This is a genomic window from Bifidobacterium imperatoris (assembly GCF_002860405.1).
Taxonomy (GTDB): Bacteria; Actinomycetota; Actinomycetes; order Actinomycetales; family Bifidobacteriaceae; genus Bifidobacterium; species Bifidobacterium imperatoris.
In genome coordinates this window covers 1-22091 of sequence record NZ_NMWV01000019.1, presented here as the reverse complement: position 1 = coordinate 22091, position 22091 = coordinate 1, and the positions used below count along the sequence as shown (strand labels likewise).

Annotated in this window: 20 protein-coding genes and 2 tRNA genes; 15 read left to right on the top strand and 7 right to left on the bottom strand. The window is 55.6% G+C overall.

Annotation, left to right across the window (positions count from 1 at the left end):
• Positions 1–112 precede the first annotated feature (112 nt).
• The 3 genes from Tam1G_RS07375 (at position 113) to Tam1G_RS07365 (ending at position 3299) form a co-directional block, all read left to right on the top strand.
• Positions 113–406 carry a DUF4193 domain-containing protein gene (locus Tam1G_RS07375; protein ID WP_033890131.1) on the top strand — a complete coding sequence of 98 codons (294 nt, stop codon included), beginning with the start codon at positions 113–115 and terminating at the stop codon, positions 404–406.
• Positions 406–888, top strand: a complete 483-nt coding sequence (dut, locus tag Tam1G_RS07370; RefSeq protein ID WP_033890132.1) for a dUTP diphosphatase — start codon at positions 406–408, stop codon at positions 886–888. Before Tam1G_RS07375 ends, dut begins: the two co-directional genes overlap by 1 nt.
• An 86-nt stretch (positions 889–974) precedes the next feature.
• Positions 975–3299, top strand: coding sequence for a RelA/SpoT family protein (locus Tam1G_RS07365; RefSeq protein ID WP_033890133.1), 2325 nt, complete (start codon positions 975–977; stop codon positions 3297–3299).
• Positions 3300–3405: 106 nt separating this feature from the next.
• Here Tam1G_RS07365 and Tam1G_RS07360 read toward each other — a convergent pair whose 3' ends face one another.
• The 4 genes from Tam1G_RS07360 to Tam1G_RS07345 form a co-directional block, all read right to left on the bottom strand.
• The gene (locus Tam1G_RS07360; RefSeq protein WP_101626023.1) at positions 3406–3945 is read right to left on the bottom strand and encodes a peptidylprolyl isomerase; all 540 of its coding nucleotides are present in this window, start codon (positions 3943–3945) and stop codon (positions 3406–3408) included.
• Positions 3946–3989: 44 nt separating this feature from the next.
• On the bottom strand, positions 3990–5066 hold the full coding sequence (locus tag Tam1G_RS07355; protein ID WP_101626022.1) for a hypothetical protein: 1077 nt from the start codon (positions 5064–5066) through the stop codon (positions 3990–3992).
• Positions 5067–5190: 124 nt separating this feature from the next.
• A complete protein-coding gene (locus Tam1G_RS07350; protein WP_101626021.1) occupies positions 5191–5898 on the bottom strand; it encodes a nitroreductase family protein in 708 nt (235 codons plus the stop codon).
• 97 nt (positions 5899–5995) lie between these two features.
• Positions 5996–6931 carry a DMT family transporter gene (locus Tam1G_RS07345; RefSeq protein ID WP_101626020.1) on the bottom strand — a complete coding sequence of 312 codons (936 nt, stop codon included), beginning with the start codon at positions 6929–6931 and terminating at the stop codon, positions 5996–5998.
• 252 nt (positions 6932–7183) lie between these two features.
• On the opposite strand from Tam1G_RS07345, the gene Tam1G_RS07340 reads away from it, so the two are divergent.
• Positions 7184–7588, top strand: coding sequence for a pyridoxamine 5'-phosphate oxidase family protein (locus Tam1G_RS07340; protein ID WP_033890139.1), 405 nt, complete (start codon positions 7184–7186; stop codon positions 7586–7588).
• Between the two features lie 93 nt (positions 7589–7681).
• On the opposite strand, the gene Tam1G_RS07335 is transcribed toward Tam1G_RS07340, so the two are convergent.
• Complete coding sequence (locus Tam1G_RS07335) at positions 7682–8947, bottom strand: THUMP-like domain-containing protein (RefSeq protein WP_101626044.1); 1266 nt, start codon at positions 8945–8947, stop codon at positions 7682–7684.
• A 75-nt stretch (positions 8948–9022) separates the two neighbouring features.
• Here Tam1G_RS07335 and Tam1G_RS07330 point away from each other — a divergent pair, with 75 nt between their 5' ends.
• From Tam1G_RS07330 to tsaD, 11 genes are all read left to right on the top strand, one after another.
• Positions 9023–9868 carry a histidine phosphatase family protein gene (locus tag Tam1G_RS07330; RefSeq protein WP_101626019.1) on the top strand — a complete coding sequence of 282 codons (846 nt, stop codon included), beginning with the start codon at positions 9023–9025 and terminating at the stop codon, positions 9866–9868.
• A 136-nt stretch (positions 9869–10004) separates the two neighbouring features.
• Entirely contained in the window at positions 10005–10955 is a 951-nt protein-coding gene (locus tag Tam1G_RS07325; RefSeq protein ID WP_101626018.1) for a magnesium transporter CorA family protein, read from the top strand.
• 4 nt (positions 10956–10959) lie between these two features.
• Positions 10960–11814 carry a transporter substrate-binding domain-containing protein gene (locus Tam1G_RS07320; RefSeq protein ID WP_101626017.1) on the top strand — a complete coding sequence of 285 codons (855 nt, stop codon included), beginning with the start codon at positions 10960–10962 and terminating at the stop codon, positions 11812–11814.
• A 42-nt stretch (positions 11815–11856) separates the two neighbouring features.
• Positions 11857–14820 carry a leucine--tRNA ligase gene (gene leuS / locus Tam1G_RS07315; RefSeq protein WP_101626016.1) on the top strand — a complete coding sequence of 988 codons (2964 nt, stop codon included), beginning with the start codon at positions 11857–11859 and terminating at the stop codon, positions 14818–14820.
• A gap of 93 nt (positions 14821–14913) precedes the next feature.
• Positions 14914–15708: a helix-hairpin-helix domain-containing protein gene (locus tag Tam1G_RS11930; protein ID WP_242689627.1), complete on the top strand. Its 795-nt coding sequence runs from the start codon at positions 14914–14916 to the stop codon at positions 15706–15708.
• Entirely contained in the window at positions 15705–17480 is a 1776-nt protein-coding gene (locus Tam1G_RS07305) for a ComEC/Rec2 family competence protein (protein WP_165781946.1), read from the top strand. The genes Tam1G_RS11930 and Tam1G_RS07305 overlap by 4 nt, the downstream gene beginning before the upstream one ends.
• 51 nt (positions 17481–17531) lie before the next feature.
• The gene (holA, locus tag Tam1G_RS07300; RefSeq protein ID WP_101626015.1) at positions 17532–18500 is read left to right on the top strand and encodes a DNA polymerase III subunit delta; all 969 of its coding nucleotides are present in this window, start codon (positions 17532–17534) and stop codon (positions 18498–18500) included.
• 11 nt (positions 18501–18511) lie between these two features.
• Positions 18512–19069, top strand: coding sequence for a tRNA (adenosine(37)-N6)-threonylcarbamoyltransferase complex ATPase subunit type 1 TsaE (gene tsaE, locus Tam1G_RS07295; protein WP_101626014.1), 558 nt, complete (start codon positions 18512–18514; stop codon positions 19067–19069).
• Between the two features lie 115 nt (positions 19070–19184).
• Positions 19185–19994, top strand: a complete 810-nt coding sequence (gene tsaB, locus Tam1G_RS07290) for a tRNA (adenosine(37)-N6)-threonylcarbamoyltransferase complex dimerization subunit type 1 TsaB (protein WP_101626013.1) — start codon at positions 19185–19187, stop codon at positions 19992–19994.
• Positions 19994–20545, top strand: coding sequence for a ribosomal protein S18-alanine N-acetyltransferase (rimI, locus tag Tam1G_RS07285; protein WP_101626012.1), 552 nt, complete (start codon positions 19994–19996; stop codon positions 20543–20545). The genes tsaB and rimI overlap by 1 nt, the downstream gene beginning before the upstream one ends.
• A complete protein-coding gene (gene tsaD, locus Tam1G_RS07280) occupies positions 20542–21585 on the top strand; it encodes a tRNA (adenosine(37)-N6)-threonylcarbamoyltransferase complex transferase subunit TsaD (RefSeq protein ID WP_101626011.1) in 1044 nt (347 codons plus the stop codon). The genes rimI and tsaD overlap by 4 nt, the downstream gene beginning before the upstream one ends.
• 179 nt (positions 21586–21764) lie before the next feature.
• On the opposite strand, the gene Tam1G_RS07275 is transcribed toward tsaD, so the two are convergent.
• Positions 21765–21840: transfer RNA gene (locus Tam1G_RS07275), tRNA-Asn, on the bottom strand.
• Between the two features lie 39 nt (positions 21841–21879).
• Positions 21880–21952, bottom strand: a tRNA-Asn gene (locus tag Tam1G_RS07270).
• Positions 21953–22091: the final 139 nt, after the last annotated feature.

The window sequence follows — 22091 nt, the reverse complement described above, 5'->3', positions numbered from 1 at the left end:
TTCCAGTATGCCCCACGTGTCGAACTTTACATGTATTTCAAATCGTGTACCCTATGGCCGAGTACAGCGCGGTAATACGCGCGGTAAGTAGATGTAAGACGAAAGGACCATGATGGCTCAGGATTATGATTCCCCACGCAACAAGGACGAGGACGAGGAATCGCTGCAGGCTCTGGGAAAGTCCGCACAGAATTCCTCGAGCGATATCGATGATGACGAGAACGCCATCGCCGAAGACTATGAGCTGCCGGGCGCTGACCTGAGCAACGAAGACTCTTCGGTGACCGTCATCCCGATGCAGGGCGACGAATTCATTTGCTCCCAGTGCTTCCTGGTTAAGCACCGCAGCCAGCTCGCTTACATGGACGAGGATGGCCAGCCGGTATGCGAGGAGTGCGCCGCCTGATGGGGTTTGACGCAGCCTACAACGAACCTGAAAACACTGAGGTACTGGTCAAGTCACTCGATCCCGAGCATCCAGCCAACCTGCATTACGCGCATGCCGGTGATGCAGGCGCTGATCTCATCACCACGGTTGATGTGACGTTGAAGCCGTTTGAGCGTGCTCTCGTGCCTACAGGCGTGGCCATTGCCTTGCCTGCCGGATATGTGGCATTGGTTCATCCTCGTTCCGGTCTCGCCGTCAAGCAGGGTGTTACCGTGCTCAATGCTCCCGGAACCGTGGATGCAGGCTACCGCGGTGAAATCAAAGTGCCGCTGATTAACCTCGATCCGGAGCACACGGCAGTGTTCCATCCGGGCGATCGTATCGCCCAGTTGGTGATTCAGCGGTATGTGGAAGCGAAGTTCGTACCCGCTGAGACATTGCCCGGCTCCGACCGAGCCGAACGTGGCTTTGGCTCGACGGGTGTGGCCTCGAACAGCTGACGAAGACAAAGGCCGCGCCGTGAGCCCAAGACACGGCGCGGCCTCATGCGTGGCTACAATATAAGTCACATTGGGAGGTGGTTGGCATGTCGGAAAACGATAGCGAGCAGTATGCTGCCCGCAAACTGGGCTGCGAGATCAGTGCTGATCCGTTGAACCCGCTTGAGCCCATCAAGCAGGTATGCAAGGCCCATCATCCCGGTGAGGACCTATCCATTCTCGATCGTGCCTATCAGCGCGCCGTTGTTCAGCATTCCGCACAGCGCCGCAAATCAGGCGAACCATACATTATTCATCCGCTGGCCGTCTCTCAGATTTTGGCTGACCTCGGTATGGGCCCTGTAGTGGTGGCAGCAGGATTGCTACACGACACAGTGGAGGACACCGATTACACGCTGGATCAGTGCCGTGCCGAATTCGGTGACACGGTGGCCGGTCTGGTCGATGGTGTGACCAAGTTGAGCCAGCTCGAAGTCGGCGACTCGGCTCAGGCTGAAACCATTCGCAAACTTGTCGTTGCCATGAGCCGCGACGTGCGCACTCTGGTGGTAAAACTGGCCGATCGCGTGCACAATGCGCGCACCTGGCGCTACGTGAAAACCTCCTCCGCTCAGAAAAAAGCTCGAGAAACCCTTGACGTGTATGCGCCGCTCGCCAACCGCTTGGGCATGAACGCCATCAAAACCGAACTGGAAGAGCTGAGCTTCAAGGTGCTCTATCCGAAGATCTACAACGAGATCGTGGTGCTGGTGGCACGTCGCGCCGGTCAACGAGACGTGTATCTGAAGCAGATTCTCGCCGAAATCAATGAGGATCTTTCCGAACAGCACATCAAAGCCTATGTGACCGGTCGCCCGAAGGATTACTTCTCCATCTATCAGAAGATGATTGTGCGAGGCCATGATTTCGCCAACATCTACGATCTGGTGGGTGTGCGCATCATCGTCGATACCATTCAAGACTGTTATGCGGCGCTTGGTGCCGTGCACGCGCGATGGAATCCGGTTCCCGGCCGGTTCAAGGATTACATCGCCATGCCGAAGCTCAACATGTACCAGTCGCTGCATACCACGGTGGTTGGCCCCGGCGGCAAGCCCGTTGAGATTCAGATCCGCACCTGGGACATGCATCGTCGTGCCGAATTCGGTATTGCCGCCCACTGGAAGTACAAGGAAAACGGTCAGGCCGGTCGTGCCCTGAGTTCTCCGGATAAATCCGACCGTAAGCGTGGCGAAAACGAGCAGGAGCTTTCCGAAGCCGATAACCTGAAGTGGATTCAGCAGCTTGCCGATTGGACTTCCGAAACCCCTGACTCCAACGAATTCCTCGGCTCTTTGAAGGAAGACCTTGGCTCGGCGGAAGTCTATGTGTTCACGCCGAAGGGCAAGATTGTCTCCTTGCCAGCCAAGGCAACGCCAGTGGACTTCGCATACGCCGTGCACACCGAGGTGGGCCATCGCACGATGGGCGCACGCGTCAACGGCCGGCTGGTGCCGCTTGACACCACACTCGACAATGGCGATACGGTGGAGATTCTGACTTCCAAGTCAGATACCGCTGGCCCTTCCCGCGACTGGTTGAGCTTCGTCAAGAGCCCTAAGGCGCGCAATAAGATTCGCCAGTGGTTCTCCAAGGAACGCCGCACCGAGGCCATTGAAGAAGGCCGTGACGAACTCACCCGCGCCATGCGCAAACGTAATCTGCCGATTAATGCGCTGTTGACTCCTGAAGCGTTGGTCGGTGTAGCCGTGGACCTGAACTTCCCGAACGCCGACGCTGTGTTTGCCGCTATCGGTGACGGACAGGTTTCTACGCAAAACGTTATCTCGCATCTGGTCAAGGATGCGGGAGCTGATGAGGTGGATGAGGAAGTCGAGCAGGAAGTGCTTCCGCTCAAGCCTGTGGAGCGCAAGACCTCATCCAGCTCCACTGGTGTGTCCGTCAAGGGTGTGGGCGATGTGTGGATTAAACTGGCCCGCTGCTGCATGCCGGTGCCAGGAGACCAGATTGTCGGCTTCATCACCCGTAATCAGGGCGTTTCGGTGCATCGTACCGACTGTCAGAACATGATTGATTTGAAGAACAAGCAGCCTGAACGTGTGGTTGAGGTGGAATGGACCAGCACTAAGGGCTTGTTCATGGTCAAGATTCAGGTTGAGGCTTTGGATCGCCGCAACCTGCTTTCCGACGTGACGCGCGTGCTCTCCGATCATGGTGTGAACATTATTTCCGGCACGATTGCCACCGGCTCCGATCGCGTGGCCACCAGCCAGTTCAGCTTTGAAATGGCCGATCCGCAGCATCTCAATACGCTGCTTGCCGCGGTGCGTAAGATCGACGGCGTGTTCGACGTATACCGTCTGACGGGTGCCAAGGAATCCGCCGAACCGCGACTGCGCAAAATGAAATAATGCCATAAAAGGTACATATGGAGCCATATAGAAAACCCCGTGACTGATTTCATTCAGTCACGGGGTTTCGATTATGTCCTCAGCCGTGTAGGTCAGTAGCGCAGCGTCACTCAGCCACGTCCACGGACAGGATTACAGCCGGCTCAAGCGGACGATCCATCGGATCGGTGGCCAGAGCTTCGAGCTTGTCCACAACCTGCTTGGAAGCCTCGTCAGCAACCTCGCCGAAGATGGTGTGATGGCCATCCAGCCACGGGGTAGGAACGGTGGTGATGAAGAACTGGGAGCCGTTGGTGCCGTGAATCTGGCCGTCACGACCGCGGCGCAGACCGGCGTTTGCCATAGCCAGCAGATACGGCTTGTCGAACTTCAGGCTCGGATCGATCTCATCATCGAACTCGTAGCCCGGGCCGCCAGTGCCGGTGCCCAGCGGGCAGCCGCCCTGAATCATGAAGTCCTTGATGATGCGGTGGAAGGTCAGACCGTTGTAGAACTTGCCGTGGGACGGCTGACCGGTGTACGGGTCAGCCCATTCCTTCTCGCCGGTGGCGAGGCCGAGGAAGTTGGCCACAGTGTTCGGGGTCTTGTCATCGAACAGGTTGAGGGTGATGTCTCCCTCACTGGTGCGCATAATAATAGTGGTCATAAATCTCCATGTTACATTGCCCCACGTCATTGCGCGGTAGTGGATTAGCTGATGGTGTTGAATCCGGTGCCTTCAGCACTGCCGGTATTCGAACCGGTGCTACCGGATGAACCGGAGCTGGAGGAACCGGATGATGAACCAGAGCTCGATGACGAGCCAGAGGATGAACCAGAAGACGAACCCGACCCACTGGAATCGGAGGCGTTGCCGGACGAATTGGAACTATCCGTAGTGCCCGAACTGGTGGAGCCGTTCGAACTATTCGAGCTGCTGGAATCAGAACCGTTGGAGCTGGAGGAACCTGAGCCGGAAGTGGTGCCGGAGCCATTGCTCGTGGAATCGGAGGTGCTGCCACTGGTATCCGTTGAGGTATCACTATCGGAATCAGTGGTATCGGAATCACTGTTGCTTTCGCCGTATTGCGGGGTTGTGGGCGCACCATGCTGCGGCTGTACCGAAGAATCGGAATCAGTATCGGAGTCGTTGGAATTGGTGGAGGATGTGGTTGGGGAGACCAGATCGGAGACCACACTATCAGTGCCGTGGCCTTGCGTAATCAACATGACAATGCCAGCGGTTACGGCAACGGTCAGCAAACCGGATACCAAGGTAATGATAACGGCTATGCGCTTGGGATCGCGACGTTTCTTGCGAAGCTCGCTGATGGAATATGTGTGACCGTCAGCAGGACGGGAGATAATCTCGCGCGGCTTGCGCTCGGACTGAGCCTGGTCGGACGGAGTGGACGAGGAGGCCACGCGGGCATCGGATTCGCCGTCAGCTTCATGCTCAGCCGTAATTTCGGATTCGGCATCATCAGATGCTGCAGCAGCTGATTCGGATTCAGACAAATCGCTTTTGTTCGACTGCACGCCTGCACCAGCGTTGCCATCGGTCGTATCGTCATCCGAACTGACGATGCTTTGCTGGAATTTCTCGCTGGAGGCTTTGATGATGTTCTTGTAAATGTTCGTAGCCACAGTGGAGACGATGTAACTGGCGGCAGCTCCGATGACCGATCCGGCGACGCCAATTTTCGCAGCCAATAAGAACGAGGTGACGGCGGCAAAGGTGCCCGCCACTATCGAGGAAAAGGAAAGACCTTGGAAAAACTTCTTCACAACGTAAGACCGTAGGCGATTGCGCTGAAGTATTGCTGAAGGCGCGGTGAAAGCGACAGAATGCTTACACGAGAACTCCAAAATCTTCACATGTGCGGTCTGCGGCGTTCAAATGGCACTGTATTCAGTCAGCCCAAGTGAAATGTTCGGCACCGGCACCAATCTCGAAATGTAGTTTGGCTATGCCAAGGCACAGGTGTGCCTGTACGCCGTCGAGCGCTTCAGCCTGCACCGTGTGGCCATCATCCAGCAGTGTGAACTGCACCGGTTGCTTGCCAAGGGCGCTGGGAGCAAGCATCACTGCTTCAATACCGGCATGGAACCATTCAGGAGCATTGGCATACGAGCCAATGCCAGAGGATACCAGGCCAAGTTCTTCTGCCGGCTTACTGCGATGTGCACGTCCGGGGCGTGCGCCATGCCCAAGCACGATGGCAGCTGGCATGCGTTGACCGTCAGCAATCGTCCATGCGCCCTCGTGCTCGCTGGTTTCATGCAACACCACCCATGACGTATCCAACCCAAGCGCCACGGTCTCCAACGCCAGCGTTTCGCCTACATAACCAATGGTTTCGTCCAAATGCTCGGGTGCATCCGCATCATCTGCCCCGATGAGTGCTACGAGGTTATGCACGCCGGAGAATCGCCCATAATGAGTAGGGCAGCCGCCGAACGCATCGTCAACATTATGAATCAGCTGAATATTCAGACCATGCGCAGCATTGAGCTCGGCGATGCTGCCGGACAGTGAGCGGATGTGTTCTGCAGTCAATGGCTCATCGGTGAAGTTACGAACGGCGTGACGTTCCTTCATGGCCTCAAGCAGATTCATAATGCTCCTTCTATGATTCGATTTTTCATTACTGCTTACGACTCTATAAGGCTGCTCTTACAGGAGCGACCTCCTTGAGATGGGTGTGATGAACAGGTCAGTTGCGATGCAGAGAATGCTTCGTCGGCCTGATTACCGACATCAACACTGCCGCGAAAATCAAGGCGAAACCAACCAGCGAACTCCACATGATGCGTTCACCCCAGAACAGAGCGGAGAAGGAAACGGCGAACAGGCTTTCCGTGCACATGATGATGGAGGCCTGCGAGGCAGGTACATGAGCCAAGCCGATGTTCTGCATGATTTGCGCGCTCATTGTGGCGCCAAGGAACAGGTACAGTACGCTGGCCACCACCGATGGTGCCAGCCATCCGGCGTTCGGCGCTGGCTCGGTGGCTATCGCGCCAACGAAGAACAGTACGCCGGCTACCGCGAACTGCACGAAAGTCAGTGCTATCGGGTCGAAGCGTTTGGCGTATACGCCGAGATAGGTGAGGTTGAAGGAGAAGATGATGGCCGTGGCAATGGTGAGCCAGTCACCCATGCCCAGCGAAAATGATCCGCCCGGTTTCAATGAGACGAAGCCCACGCCGATTAGGCAGATAATGCCGGCGATCAGATTGATCAGTCGTGGCTGGTTTTTGGATACTATCCAGGTTACGAACGGCGTCAAAACGCAATAGGCTGCGGTGAGGAACGCGCTGCGGCCTGGGTCGATGGTTTGCAGGCCTGTGGTTTGGGTGACCATCGTGCCCCAATAGGTCAAACCCACTACCAACGCCGGCACAATGATTTTCGGCGTTAGACTGGGAATGATATGCCTGTGGAACAGAGCAAGCATGCACATGCATGCACCGAACATGCGAATGGCCATCAGCCATTGCGGAGCGATGGCCTCCATAGCGAATTTGGCCAGCAGATAACTGCCGCCCCACAATGCTGCGCAGGCAAGCAGCATCAGACGTGCCAGATTCGGAGGAAACGAACGAGACCAGCGGCTACGTAGCTTGCTGAAACGCTCGACCAGACCCATGATGCACCTCTGCTTGATCTCTTTTCTTTCCGGCACATAGGTTACGGGTATGGCCAGCCAAAAACGGGTGGAATCACCGGCCGCGAGTGTCCGCCATAGTGGCACGCGGTATCTGGGTGCAGAGGCAGCGTTGAGGACGTGCATGCTGGTAAAAGGCAGAAGGTGAGGTTACTCACAGCGAACATGCGGGCGGCTGGAGCATGGATTCGCTAATCTTATACAGGTACTACTGTTCTTCAGAAAGGACTTGCTATGGCAGTCATTACCCCGGAAATCAAGGAATTCGTGGCCAACAACCTCGGTTGGGTCTCCACCATCTCCAAGGACGGCGAGCTGGATCTCGGCCCGAAGATGTCCCTGTTCGTGCTGGACGACACTCACATCGCCTATCATGAGCGCACTGCCGGCCAGACCTACGAGAACCTGAAGAACGGCTCCCCGCTGGTCATCGCCTTCGCCAACCTGGAGAAGAAGCAGGGCTACCGCTTCCGTGGCACCGTGACTCTGCACACCGATGACGACATCTACGAGGCTCAGGTCAAGGTGGCCGAGGAGAAGGGCACCAAGAAGCCGGCCGTAATCCCGGTGCTCGAAGTTACCGAGATTCAGAACCTTGCTTCCGGTCCGACCGCTGGCAAGACCATCGTCAAGGACTGAGCACTGCTTGCTGCCGCGCGGCAATCGCGTTGGCAATGATGCAATAAAGCCGCTTCGCCTTATCAGGCGGGCGGCTTTTGCTATGTGCGCGGTTTATGCTTTCGCTGCGGAGATGAGAATATGGCGACCGGTCTTATCGGTGGTGGCGAACAGGTATGTGTTGCCTCCATCCTTGAGCTTGAGTTTTTTGCGCAACGTGTTGACCGGCATGGGAAAATTGCGCACGGTGATATTGGCATGAGTCAAACCTGCAAGCGAGGATTTCAGCTCTTTTTTATTCATGCTGGCTACTGATGTGATCGCGAATGATCGACCCGGAAAATCCGCAACACGTTGTTCACTTACAAACAGGTGGCTATTAGGCGCAATCATGGTGGCAGGGAAACGTTGAGCAATCACATCAAAGCATCCGGCCTTCATGATTGAGACGTTTGGCTCGTAGAGGTATTGGGCGTCATCGACATCGATTTCGCCGGTTCCCGTAGATTGTGCGGAATCATTGGGAATCATGGCAGCGTCACCGTTATCCGCAACGTGATATTCCAGTACCTGCCCATCATTGACGCATACCATCCGGGGCTCGTCGCAGATTCCGCGCTTCAACACCAGCAGCAGATCCTTGCACTCATTGCCGGTGGACACAATATGCACCTCGTGCACGGAACCAGCGAAATCGTCGACGGTTTTATGCCAATCCAGCATAGGGGAGAGTTTGACCATTACTAGAGGAGCTTTGGACAGCAGCTGACTCTGCAATGCCAAAACGTCTGGCGTGCAGTCAGCGATTGCATACGTGCGAGAACCATGACTATCACGGCGAGCCGGATCGAGGAAAAACATTGAAGCGGATTCAATTCGGCTCAACACTTCAGTGGAATCATCATTGATGACCTGTGCTGATTCCAATCCAAGCAGCGGAAAATTATGACGTGCGATCTCGCACAGATTCGGCTGCCGTTCCACATATGTGGCCTGATCGAACACGCGAGCCATATACGAGAAATCCACGCCGAAGCCACCGGTCAGATCAACGAGCGATGTGCGAGATAGAGCAGAGGAGAGTGCCGACGAAGCAGGCGCGGCTTCCTCTTCCGCAAGCAATCGTGCGGCTAACTTTGCCTTGTATTGAGCGGTGAATTGGGAGGAACACTGTTCCATCGGCACCTGAGGCGGGAAAATCAGCCCATCGCGCGCCGCCCAGTCGGGAAGTTTGACTTGCGCACGCTGCCAGCCGGAAATCTGTTCCAATGCGAATGGCAAGTCTACTTCGGCGCCGCGCTTGGCATGCAACGCCAGTTCGCGTACATCCTCATGACGATGCTCGGCGATAAACGCCCACGTTTGTTCGGTAATCTCCACGTACGCCATTGTACGAGGCGATTATGGTCTCCACGGGTTGTGATGAGATGAACATGAGTAAGGTAAGGAGGCCGCATGATTGATGAAGTAGTGATGCTGCGCCACGGACGCACACAATACAATCTTCAGCACCGACTACAAGGCCAGATCGATGTGCCGCTGGACATCGTAGGCCAATGGCAGGCGGACCAAAGCGGCTATGCGCTCGCCAGCCGATTCTATTGGGCGAAAGTCAACCGTCTGGCCACTCACCCCGAGTCGATTGCACAGCCACCGCAGACCGCAGCCGAGCGCACAGACATCAACCAATACCGTGAAGCGCCAGCCGCCGCACGCCGCATGGTGGTAATCTCTTCCGATCTATTCCGTGCACAACAGACCGCGCATGCATTCGCCGATCTGCTTGGTCTTGAAGTCACCTGCGACACACGACTGCGTGAACGCAGCTTCGGACAGTGGGAAGGCTTGACCCGCGAACAAATCAAGACCATTGATGCCGAAGCATACGATTCATGGAAACAGCATACGGGTGGCGAAACACGCTATGGCGTGGAAAGCAGGGCTCAAGTAGGCGAGCGCGGTGCCAACGCGGTCCGTGAACTGGTAACCGACCCTGCGTACAGCAACGACCATCCCACCACAATGATGCTGGTCGGCCACGGATCCTGGATCACTGCCACCATCGCCAATCTCCTCGGATTGGATCCGGATGGTATGAACGCGCTCGGCGGTATGCGCAACGCTTGCTGGTGCAGGCTCAAAGTACGTCACACCGTCAACGGCAAACCAGCCACACAACCATTATTCGAACTTGAGGAATATAACAAAGCGCCCGCCATCGCAGACAGCGACGATTGGGAGAACGGGCCAGCTGAGTTGCGCGGCTCCAGCATGCCGGATTGGCAGCCTATCGTCTGGTAAACGCGTCTGGTAGGTGCATGGTCAGCTTTCGCAAACCGCGCTGCCGCACAAGTTCGCACGGTAGGTCTAGACTAATCTCGGTTTTAAACCGTACAGCGATAGAACATAGGAAAGCGCGGAAGGCGGGTGAGACGGCATGCTGAGAATCTTCAGCTCAATCAACAACCAAGTGGAGCAGATCGAGAAACCAGAAAACGGTTCCTGGTTGTGTTTAAGTGAACCTACTGATGTTGAACTCGCCACCGTCGCCTCGCAAACCGGCATCGACCTCGCCGACCTGCGCGCCCCCCTGGATGATGAGGAACGTTCCCGTGTGGACGTGGAAGACGATTACACGATGATCATCGTCGACATTCCCACCGTGGAGGAACGCGGTGGACGCGACTGGTATGAGACCATCCCGTTGTCAATCATCGTGACCGAAAACCTCATCATCACCGTCTGCATGCAAGACACGCCCGTGCTGCACCCGTTCATGGAAGGCACGATTCGCGGGTTCAACACCTATATGCGTTCGCGCTTCATCCTGCAGATCCTCTATCGCAACGCCACGATGTATTTGCGTTACCTGCGCATCATCGACCGAGAAAGCGACAAGCTGGAACTGAAGCTGCGCCACTCCATGCAGAACCGTGAGATCGTGATGCTCATGGAGCTTTCCAAGACCTTGGTGTATTTCACCACCTCGCTGAAATCAAACGAAATCGTGATGGAAAAGCTCACTACGCTGCAGCGCATCAAGCAGTATCCGGATGACGAGGACCTGTTGGATGACGTGATCACCGAAAACAAGCAGGCTATCGAGATGGCTAACATCTACAGCGGCGTTCTTGCGAACATGACCGACGCCTTCGCCTCGATCGTGTCCAACAACTTGAACAACGTGATGCGTATCTTCACCATCATCTCCATCACGCTGTCCATTCCAACGTTGATTTTCTCCATGTACGGCATGAACTTCCAAGAGGGCATGCTGGGCATGCCATTGAGTGACAAGCCGTGGGGATTCGTGGCGATCATCCTTATCTCCATCGCATTGTCCGCAGTGGTCACCTGGTTCCTCACCCGTTCCCGCATGTTCAAATAACATCATGCGAATCAAGCGAACGATTGCTGCGTCAGCGGCAGCCGTGATGATGGCAATGCCACTGAGCGGTTGCGGGCAGATTCAAGTCACCACGGTTTCCGGTTCCCCAGAAGGTCCTACCATTGCCATTGGCGTCACTGCTGACGAGCCTGCGATAGGCGTATGGCATGACGGCACCTATGAAGGATTCGATGTGACAGTGGCCAAATATGTGGCCGCGCGTCTTGGCTATGCGAATAAGCAAATCGTTTTCAAGCAGGTTCGTCCGGAAACCAGACAATCCATGCTTGACAATGGGCAAGTGGATATGGTGGTGGCTTCCTGGCCCATTACCGGCCAGTCCCGTGCCGCAGTTGATTTCGCCGGTCCTTATCTCACGGCAAGCGTGGGATTGCTGGTTCGAGCCAGCGATCGTGCTGATTACGAAAACGGGAATGGCACAGTTGGCGATGTGAGCCAGCGTGACATCTGTGCGGTGCAAGGCGATGAAACAGCGAGCCTGTTTCAAATGAATCATCCTGAAGCCAACATGCAGGAACGCGATAGTTACGCACAATGCGTCACCGCGTTACAAGCCGGCTCTGCGGATGCCATTGTCGCTGATACGGCGATTCTAGGCGGCCTGCGCCAAGCCAATGGGCCGCAATATACGGCGGTGCTCACAGATCAGGGAACCATTGAATACGGCATCGCAGTAGGCAAAGGCACAGCCGAACTCGCCGGCAAAATCGCCGAAGCATTACAGAACATGATTGATGATGGCAGCTGGGCCGCTGCGCGCGATGAGCTGAAACAACAGAGCAAACTATCCGTAAAACTCAACGGTACGCCTCAAGCCATCGTCTCGGATGATGAATAGCGCCAAGAACCGTGTCCAGTTACGCGGCTACCTTGCTGATTTATGAGTGACAACGAGAAGAGCACGCAAACCGCAGAGCCCAGCTTCCGCTACAACGCTGAACTGGCGCAGGATATCGAAAACAAATGGCAGAAAATCTGGGATGAGCGCGGCACCTTCTGGGCCGCCAACGTCAATGGTGATCTGAAGGATGGCAAGGGCCGCAACGCTGAAGGCCGTACCGCTTACTTCGCTATGGACATGTTCCCCTACCCGTCCGGCAAAGGCCTGCACGTGGGCCATCCGCTCGGTTATCTGGCCTCTGACGTGGTGAGCCGCTACCACCGCATGAAGGGTGAAAACGTGCTGCATGCTATGGGCTACGATGCCTTTGGCCTGCCTGCCGAACAGTACGCCGTGCAGACCGGCCAGCATCCGCGTGTGACCACTGAGGCGAACATCGCCAACATGTCCCGTCAGCTGCACCGCATGGGCTTAAGCTTCGACAACCGCCGTACCTTCGCCACTATCGATCCCGGCTATGTGCGTTGGACCCAGTGGATCTTCTCTCGTATCTACGAATCTTGGTATGACGATGAGGCCACCAACCCGTCCGGCACCAAAGGTTCCGCACGCCCGATCAGCGAACTGATTGCCAAGTTCGAATCCGGCGAAAAGACCATCCCCGGTCATGAATCCGACGGCAAGGCATGGGCCGACCTCACCGAAGCCGAACAGCAGGATATTCTGAACGACTTCCGTTTGGCCTACATCTCCAAGTCTCCGGTCAACTGGTGCCCAGGCTTGGGCACCGTGCTCGCCAACGAGGAGGTCACCGCTGAAGGCAAGTCCGAGCGTGGCAACTTCCCGGTATTCCAGCGCGAACTGCGTCAGTGGTCCATGCGCATCACCAAGTACGGTCACCGCTTGATTGAAGATCTCGACGGCATCAACTGGCCTGAAAAGGTCAAGCTCATGCAGCGCAACTGGATCGGCGAATCCCACGGTGCTTCCGTGCACTTCGAGGTTCCCACTGCCGACGGCGTCAAGGATATGGAGATTTACACCACTCGTCCTGACACTCTGTTCGGCACCACGTTCGCCGTGGTCTCCCCGGAGCATGAGCTGCTCCAGTACGTCCCGGCCGAATGGCCTGCCGATGTGCCGGAAGCATGGAAGGGCGGTTACGCCACCCCGGCCGAAGGCATGAAGGCCTACCGTATTGCAGCCGAGTCCAAGACCGCCAAGGACCGCGTGGATGAGGCCGGTGAAAAGACCGGTTTGTTCACTGGCCTGTACGCCATCAACCCGATCACCGGTGCCAAGCTTCCGCTGTTCACCGCCGATTACGTGCTGATGGATTATGGCACCGGTGCCATCATGGCTGTGCCGGGCGGCGACCAGCGCGATTACGACTTCGCCACGAAGTTCGGTCTGCCGGTCATTTACACCGTGCAGCCGCTGCCGGAATCCGGCGACGATCTGGCCAACTATGAGGGTAAGGCCCCATTCGTCTCCCACGACGGCATCGTCATCAACTCTTCCGTGGATGCAACCAAGGCTGCCGGCGACGCATTGAGCCTGAACGGTCTGCGCGTCGATGACGCCATCGCCAAGGTCAATGCATGGCTCGAATCCGCAGGCGTGGGCAAGGGCACTGTATCCTACCGTCTGCGCGACTGGCTGTTCTCCCGCCAGCGTTACTGGGGCGAACCGTTCCCGATCGTCTACGGCGAAGACGGCACCCCGCACCTGCTGCCGGACTCCGCACTGCCGATCAACCTGCCGGACGTGCCGGATTACGAGCCACGCACCTTCGATCCGATGGACGCCGAATCCAACCCTGAGGCTCCGTTGAGCCGCAACGAGGATTGGGTCAAGGTCGAGCTCGACTTGGGCGACGGTAAGAAGACCTACTACCGCGACACCAACACCATGCCGAACTGGGCCGGCTCCTGCTGGTACTACATGCGCTACATCGACCCGACCGACACCGCTCACATGGTGGAGAAGGACGAGTTCGACTACTGGATGGGTCCGAACCACAACAAGTACTCCGGCGATGAAGGTGGCGTGGACCTGTACATCGGCGGTGTGGAGCATGCTGTGCTGCACCTGCTGTACTCCCGTTTCTGGCACAAGATCCTCTTCGATCTGGGCTACGTGGACTCCGCTGAACCGTTCCACAAGCTGTTCAACCAGGGCATGATTCAGGCCTACGCCTACACCGACGACCGTGGTCAGTACGTGCCGGCCGACGAGGTTGTGGAAGGTCCGGCCGATGCCTCCGGCGAACCGACGTTCACCTGGAACGGCGAGCACGCCAACCGTGAATTCGGCAAGATGGGTAAGAGCCTTAAGAACATCGTGACCCCGGACTTCATGTACGAGAACTACGGTGCTGACACCTTCCGTCTGTATGAGATGAGCATGGGTCCGCTGGACGAATCCCGCCCGTGGAACACGCGCAACGTGGTCGGTGGCATGCGCTTCCTGCAGCGTCTGTGGCGTAACGTGATTGATGAGACCACGGGTGAGGCCCATGTGTCCGAAGACACTCCGGATGAGAAGACCTTGAAACTGCTCAACAACACGATCGCCGAAGTGACCGCGGAAATGGAAGGCATGCGACCGAACACCGCCATCGCCAAGCTCATCGTGCTCAACAACCATCTGACTTCTCTGAAGTCCGTGCCGCGCTCCGCTGTTGAGCCGCTGATTTTGATGCTTGCTCCGATTGCTCCGCACATCTGCGAGGAAATGTGGAACAAGCTCGGCCATCCCGAGTCCCTGTCCGCCGAGCCGTGGCCGGTGGCTGACGAGCGTTACGTGGGTCACGACACTGTGACCGCCGTGGTGCAGATTAAGGGTAAGGTGCGCGCCAAGCTCGAAGTGCCGGTGGACATCGACCCGGCCGAACTGGAGAAGATGGCTCTGGCAGCCGTAGCCGAACGTCTTGGCGGCAAGGAGCCGCGCAAGGTTATCGTCAAGGCGCCGAAGATCGTCTCCATCGTGCCTGCGGAATAAGCCGGATAAGGAGAATGTGGATAACTTCGTAAGCTAGAACCACATAGCCCGTTTCAGCTGGACAAATGCTCATGAATCCATCAGCGTGGATTCATGAGCATTTTTCGTATCACAACACGTCCCGTACGAACTGAAACATCAGGACGACGATTGCGCGGCTTAGTGGATGCTGGTGATGCTGGCGTCACTAAGCCGGTAGCAAAGCATGAGTTCGTGCGATTCACTGAACCCGCTCGCAACACGGTTGCAGATCCCTCCGATCAGCAGCATGCCATTCCACCTCCTCCTGGTTCCGACGTTATTGCGACACCAATACCGGTTGCGGACGGCAATGCAACGACACATAGCCGCAAACCATTAAGCGCGTTTATCGGAGTGCGCTCATCTGACAGTGATGCCACGGATATGAATCGCCCTATGCTGATGCGGGACAAGCCGAGAACCCTGCTGACTCCAGGGCATGCACTGGTGGTTATCGTGCTCCTCATGGCCATATTGGGTTTGAGTCTGGCGTTGATCGTGCAACAATCCATGAACCTAACGGCCATTGCCAATGCCGGCGTCGGCAGTTCATCCGCAACAGTGAGTGGCGAAGAAACCGACAACTCGGCAAATGCGGGTGAAGCAACGCAAACAAATGAGGAAACGCCGAACGGTGAACACCCCACGGACGATTCATCTGTCAGCACGGATACACGAATCAACATCAACACCGCATCATCTGAGGAATTGCAATCCATTATCGGAGTCGGACCAGTCACAGCACAACGCATCATCGACCATCGCAAAACCATAGGACGTTACACATCGGTCGATCAGTTAATGGACGTTACTGGTATCGGCTCAAAAACATTGGAAAAGATGCGAGAGCAGGTGAAAGTCGAATGAATGCCGATCATATGCTCAGAGAGCAGGGAAGCAGAGACCGTCGTCTTCTGCCCGCTGCCATTACCATATGGGCATCAAGTCTGTTCACGCATCAAATGTTTGCCTATTATGCGTCGTCGCAACAGTCCCAATCGGATGATGGGCAAACGCAGAACCTCGCGAGCGCCATAGCACAATGGCTGATTTTGCCGCTAAGCCCAATGATGGCAGTCGTAAGCATAATAGGAGCCGCAACACTGCTCATAGTGCTCGCTATCGCCTTACAATCAAGAGCCCACCGGTCGGGAATGCTCTACGTGTGCCTCGCTGCGGCAATCATCGCAACAATGACCGCGACAGCGTCAGATACACGCACATGGCTCGATCCCGCCACACAGCATGCACAACATGCAAAGAATGCCGACGAGGAAACCATCATCGCGCAAGCCACCATAATGACCCCGATACTCGTATCGGACCAGCGCGACTACGCTTGCCAAGCGGACATGCGATTCGATGCCATCACCGTGAACGGTGTTGAACGGCGTTCCTTCGCTTCAGCCAGACTCTACGCTCAATACAGTGAATGCACTGTGTTGCAACGAGCAGCACAATACCGGTTTACCGGCATCGTACGCAACGCCGAATACGGTCGCATGCCCCTATGGATGCTTGTTGATACGGCATCCGATTCCCGGAACGATACCGTCACCCAATTGCGGGCGCCGCCTTGGCATCGCCGCGTGGTGACACGAATGCAGCACGCGTTCTTTCGTATTACGGAAACATTGGATGAGCAGGGACGCATACTCGTACCGGGAATGACTATGGGTGTGCTCGGGCAGGATTATTTTGACGCGGAAACGCCATCCGAACCTGTCAATGACACGTATGCGAATGCTGTTGAGGAATACTTTCGCAAAGCCGGCATCATGCATTTGATGGCGGTCTCCGGTGGGCATTTTGTATTGCTCGCATCATTGATACGGCGTACCGGTATGTGGTTGCTGGCTGATAGACGAATTATCGCTGTGCTGATGTCGTTCGCGTATATGGCATTGGCTGCAGTGGTGTTTCCGGGAGACTCGGTGACGCGTGCGCTCATCATGGGTCTGATGGGAGCGGTTTCCTATGCGTGCGGGCGCAGAGCACAGGCGTTAAGCGCCTTATGCTGGACGGTTATCGGTACTGTGATACTCAAGCCTGATATGTCACGTAGCTATGGGTTCGCATTGTCTTGCGCCGCGGTATTAGGGATTGTGCTGTATGCCAATCGGATCGAATGTGTGTTGAACCATGCGATGCCCCAGCCGATTGCTCAAGCTGCGGCCATGACCATTGCAGCGCAAATGTTCACTGTGCCTATTCAGGTGCTGATGGAGCCGGAACTGCCGTTGCTGTCCGTACTCGCTAATCTGTTGGTTTCCCCATTGGTATCGTTGGCCACGATGGCCGGTCTTATGGGATTATGCTGCGCCTGGTGCGTGCCGTGGCTTGCGCTGGTATTGGTGCGAATAGCTTCATGGTGCACGCTGGTTATGGAGCGTATTGCCACTTGGCTGGGCGGCAGTGATTGGGCGGCTATGGCCTGGCCTGAAAATGCCAAGGGTGTTTTGCTGACGCTTGCACTGGAAGTTGTCGTGTTCTTGATGATGAAATACGCATCGCATTGGTTGCAGCGCAGGCGCATCGAACCGGGGCTGCTTGGCGAACGATTCGGTAGATTGCCTGCGCAACGCGTGCGCTTCACAGTATGGTGGCATGAGACGCTCCGCCTGCTGCTACACGGTTAGCTGATTTATGGCACTCGAAGATTGTCCAATGGGTGTGGGGAGATGGAGCCTATGGCCAGAACAGCGAATACTCCGGTAAAAGTGGTTCCCGGAGGAGACTCATATCTGAATGCTTCGCGCGTTAAGGAACTATGCGCGGAAGCACTGAAGGCGCGCCCTGACGCGGAACTCATCGAGATGGATGCAACCAATGCTGACCAATATGCTTTCGATGAGGCTGTTAGCCCTTCTCTGCTTTCCGATGTTGCCGTAGTTCGCGTCGATAACCTGCAGAATGCTGACGAAAAACTCGCTGAAGCCATCATCTCCTACACCAAACAGGCTGTTAAAGACCCTGCCGGTTCAAGCATTGTCATCTGCCAGCATGAGGGCGGTGCCAAAGGAAAACGCATCCTTGAACAGATAATCAAAGCCGGTGCCGGCAAAGAAGAAGTGCCGGATCTAAAAAAGCCTGATGCGCAGTTGAATTTCGTGTATAAAGAATTCGAGAAACGCAAGAGGCGAGTTGAACCGGCAGCAGCCCAACAACTGATTGCCGTGCTCGGCGGCAAGACCGGCGAGCTTGCTGCCATGTGCGAACAACTCTGCTTTGATTTCGACGATAATCCTATTGGCTTGGAACGTGTCAACCAGTATTTGACAGCCAACCCACAGGTCACTGGTTTCGCCGTTGCCGATAAAGCCATTGAAGGGCATACGGCACAAGCCATCGTCATGATGCGAGCCGCAGTGGAACAAGGCACCGATCCAATCGCGCTGATTGGCGCCTTGGCTATGAAACTGCGTACTCTGGCCAAAGCCGCAGCGGTAAAATCCGGTACGATCTCGCAAGCCGAAGCCAAAACCAATCCGTGGGTATTGCGCAATGCCACACGACAGTTGGGCGGCTGGACTTCAGCAGGCATGTCACACTGCATCCGCATGCTGGCCTGGGCGGATGAGCAGAGCAAAACCAATGGCGGCGATCCGTTGTACGCACTCGAACGTTGCATTGAAGACATCAGCCATAAAGGACGATAGGACCATTACACATGAACACACACATCATCGAAGTTGCCACAGGCGAAGCCATGCAGGAGCTCGGCAAACAAGTCGCCTCGCTCGTACATGGCGGCGATGTACTACTGCTGTCCGGACCACTGGGTGCCGGCAAAACCACCTTTGCCCAAGGATTCGGCTCAGGCCTGGGCATCACCGAACCCATCGTATCGCCCACATTCACCATCGCCCGCGAACTGAACGGACAGTTCGCCAATGGAGAGCCGGCACATCTCATCCATGTTGACGCCTACCGCCTAGGCGGTTCCTCATACGCGCCAGGACAAGACACCATCGGTCGACTTCTGGATGAATTGGAATCCCTAGGATTGGACGAAGAACTTGAAGACCCTAGCGAAAACACAGTGATTCTCATGGAATGGGGCGAACAAATGGCCAGCGCATTAGCCAGCGAACGCCTTGAAATCCACATCGACCGACCATTGGAACATGCGCAGAACGATGGTCCCACAACGGAACTCACCAGCAACGGTATCCGAACCGTCACCTTCGTACCAGTCGGCGCACGCTGGGAAGACTTCAATCTGTAATTCCGGAAAACAGATTGCATGCGTATGCATGCATGTCTTCTGCGCCCATAGACTCCTCGATGTACACTCTCTAAAGGTTTCCACTTAAAGAAGTTCAGATTTACGAGGAGCATACATGGGCTGCACGCTGGTGATTGATACGTCATTCGGCTCAACGGTAGGTGTTGTGGGGCATGAACCCATTGTCGAGACGGACTCACGCACCCATGTGGAAAAACTCCAAGTCAACATTGCGCAAGCAGTAGAAGAAGCCGGTTACCAGCCATCAGATATCAGCACCATCGTGGCAGGCGTGGGCCCTGCACCCTTCACCGGCTTGCGCGCAGGCATTGTGGCAGCCAAAGCGCTCGCTTTCGCGACCGGCGCCACATTGCTAGGACAAAATGTACTGGAACCTCAAGCACAATGGAATCTTATTCGCCGCAGCAAGGCCGGTACGCTCGGCAATCAGCATGAATTCCATGTACTGACGTTGGCGGTGAATGATGCGCGCCGCAAACAGCTGTATTTTGAACTATGCGACACACCTTTAGCTGGCAGTGAGTCTGATGTGCCGGCGCTCGCTAAACCGCTTATCGCAATGGATATCGACTATCCCGAATCCATAGTGAACAGGGTCAACCAAGCCGCTCAGGAATATCAGCAGACCATCGGCGGACAGGTCATAGTCGATGTGATTGGTCACGGTGCGCACAAGTATGCCTCCGTTCTCGAACATATCGAGCACTTAGACGATATTGAGGAATCCTCAGTGCTTGACCAAGGCGAACAAGGATTGTCTATTTTCGCGAGCGAAGCCCTGCTGAACGCCGAACATAACGTCGGTGCTCCAGTCGAGCCGTTGTATTTGCGCCGCCCGGATGCCGAGATTCCAGCTCCGCTCAAACATGTGCTCGGTCATGAAGGCGCGGAGCGTACCAACTGATGCTGGTTGACGCGAATGAACTGGGCGTGGAGCCGGCCATCGTCGCTATGCGTGCGTTGGAAGTCGAATTGTTCGGCAACCACGCGTGGAGCGAAGCTTCCGTTCGCCAAGAAATAGAAGGTACAGGGCGCACATACGTCTTCGACATGGATGACGATACTCATGCGATTCGAGGATTCGCCGGTTACTGGTATGACGGCGAAGACGCGGAAATCATGGATGTGGGCGTCGGCAAAGCATATCAACGCCAAGGCATAGCTCGCAGTCTTATGACTGATCTTATTGAGCGAGCGAACAAGCAGGGCGCGCAGCGTATGCTGCTTGAAGTCAGCGTTATCAATACGTCTGCCATTGAGCTTTACCGTGGCCTTGGATTCGAACGAATCGGTTTGCGCAAACGGTACTATCAGCCGGAAGGCATTGACGCTTACGTCATGTCTTTGGATTTAAAACCGAGAATTGTGGGCTTTCAAAGCAAGCAGAGCAACGGTTCTGCTGACGAACAGAACATCAATGATGAACAGGGCAAGGAACAGGAGAGACAATCATGAGCGAACCAATCGTGCTGGGTATCGAATCCACCTGTGATGAAACCGCGGCGGCCATTGTATGCGGCCGTGAACTACTCTCCAATGTCGTTGCTTCTTCAATGGAGGAGCATGCCCGTTATGGCGGTGTGATTCCGGAAATCGCATCCCGAGCACACGCTGAAGCATTCGTGCCGTGCGTGTCCAAAGCACTGGCGGATGCGAACATGACGCTGGCTGACGTGGACGCTATCGCCGTGTCTGCAGGCCCTGGTCTTGCTGGATGCCTTGCCGTGGGTGTTTCCGGAGCCAAAGCGCTGGCTTGGGCGGCAAATAAGCCGATTTACGGCATCAATCATGTGATTGGGCATATTGCAGTAACCCAGTTGCAGTTTGGTGCTTTCCCACCGGATACACTGGCTCTGATTGTTTCCGGTGGTCATACGTCGCTGCTGCATGTGGAAGATATGCCGCGCAAGATTGACGTGGTAGGTACCACGTTGGATGATGCTGCGGGGGAGTGCTTCGACAAGGTTGCCCGTCTGCTGGGCTTCCCCTACCCGGGTGGACCTCATATTGACCGCCATGCGCAAAACGGCGATCCACATGCCATTAAAGTGCCGATGGGCTTGACTCAAGGCAAGGCCGGTGCTGCACATCCGTATGATTTCAGCTTCTCCGGAGTAAAGACCGCTGTGGCACGTTGGGTGGAAGGCGAACAAGCCGCAGGGCATGAGATTCCTGTGGACGATGTGTGCGCTTCATTGGCGGATTCCGTGGCTACCGTATTGGCTCGTAAGGCCATGCGTGGCTGTGAGCAGTACGGTTCCGAGACTTTGATTGTGGGCGGTGGATTCTCCGCCAACTCGCAGCTTAGGGCCAAGCTGCTTGAATATGGCGAACAGTGCGGCGTAGAAGTTCGCATTCCACAGCTCAAGCTGTGCACCGATAACGGTGCTATGGTGGCCATGCTCGGCGTGAATCTGGTTGAAGCCGGAGTCGCGCCCAGTACTCCTGATTTTCCGATCAATTCCGCAATGCCACTGACTCAAGTCTCCATGTAGTTTTTATTTGAGGAGTGCATGATTGCGTAAAATCATGCACTCTTTTTTGTATTCAAATTTGAAGAATCGATGGACACAGAGTAACCGGCTACTGCCGATGACTATCGAAGCGACTATATAGCCTGTTGCTGAAAATTCTGGGAAAACAAAAGCCTCTTGAATTTTCAAGAGGCTTCATATGGCTCCTGCGACTGGGCTTGAACCAGTGACCGTCCGATTAACAGTCGGATGCTCTGCCAACTGAGCTACGCAGGAATATTCAATTTTCATTCTGGACGTTTCCGGCCAGATGAGCTCCTGCGACTGGGCTTGAACCAGTGACCGTCCGATTAACAGTCGGATGCTCTGCCAACTGAGCTACGCAGGAATGGCTTTCATGCTTGAGATTTCTCTCGCGCACAAGTCATATAGTTTACATGTATTTCACAATAATGCAAATTACGCACGCGTGGGCATGTCGCGCTATTTTCTGGGCTTTTGTGCATTCATTTTTTGCGAAGAATAGT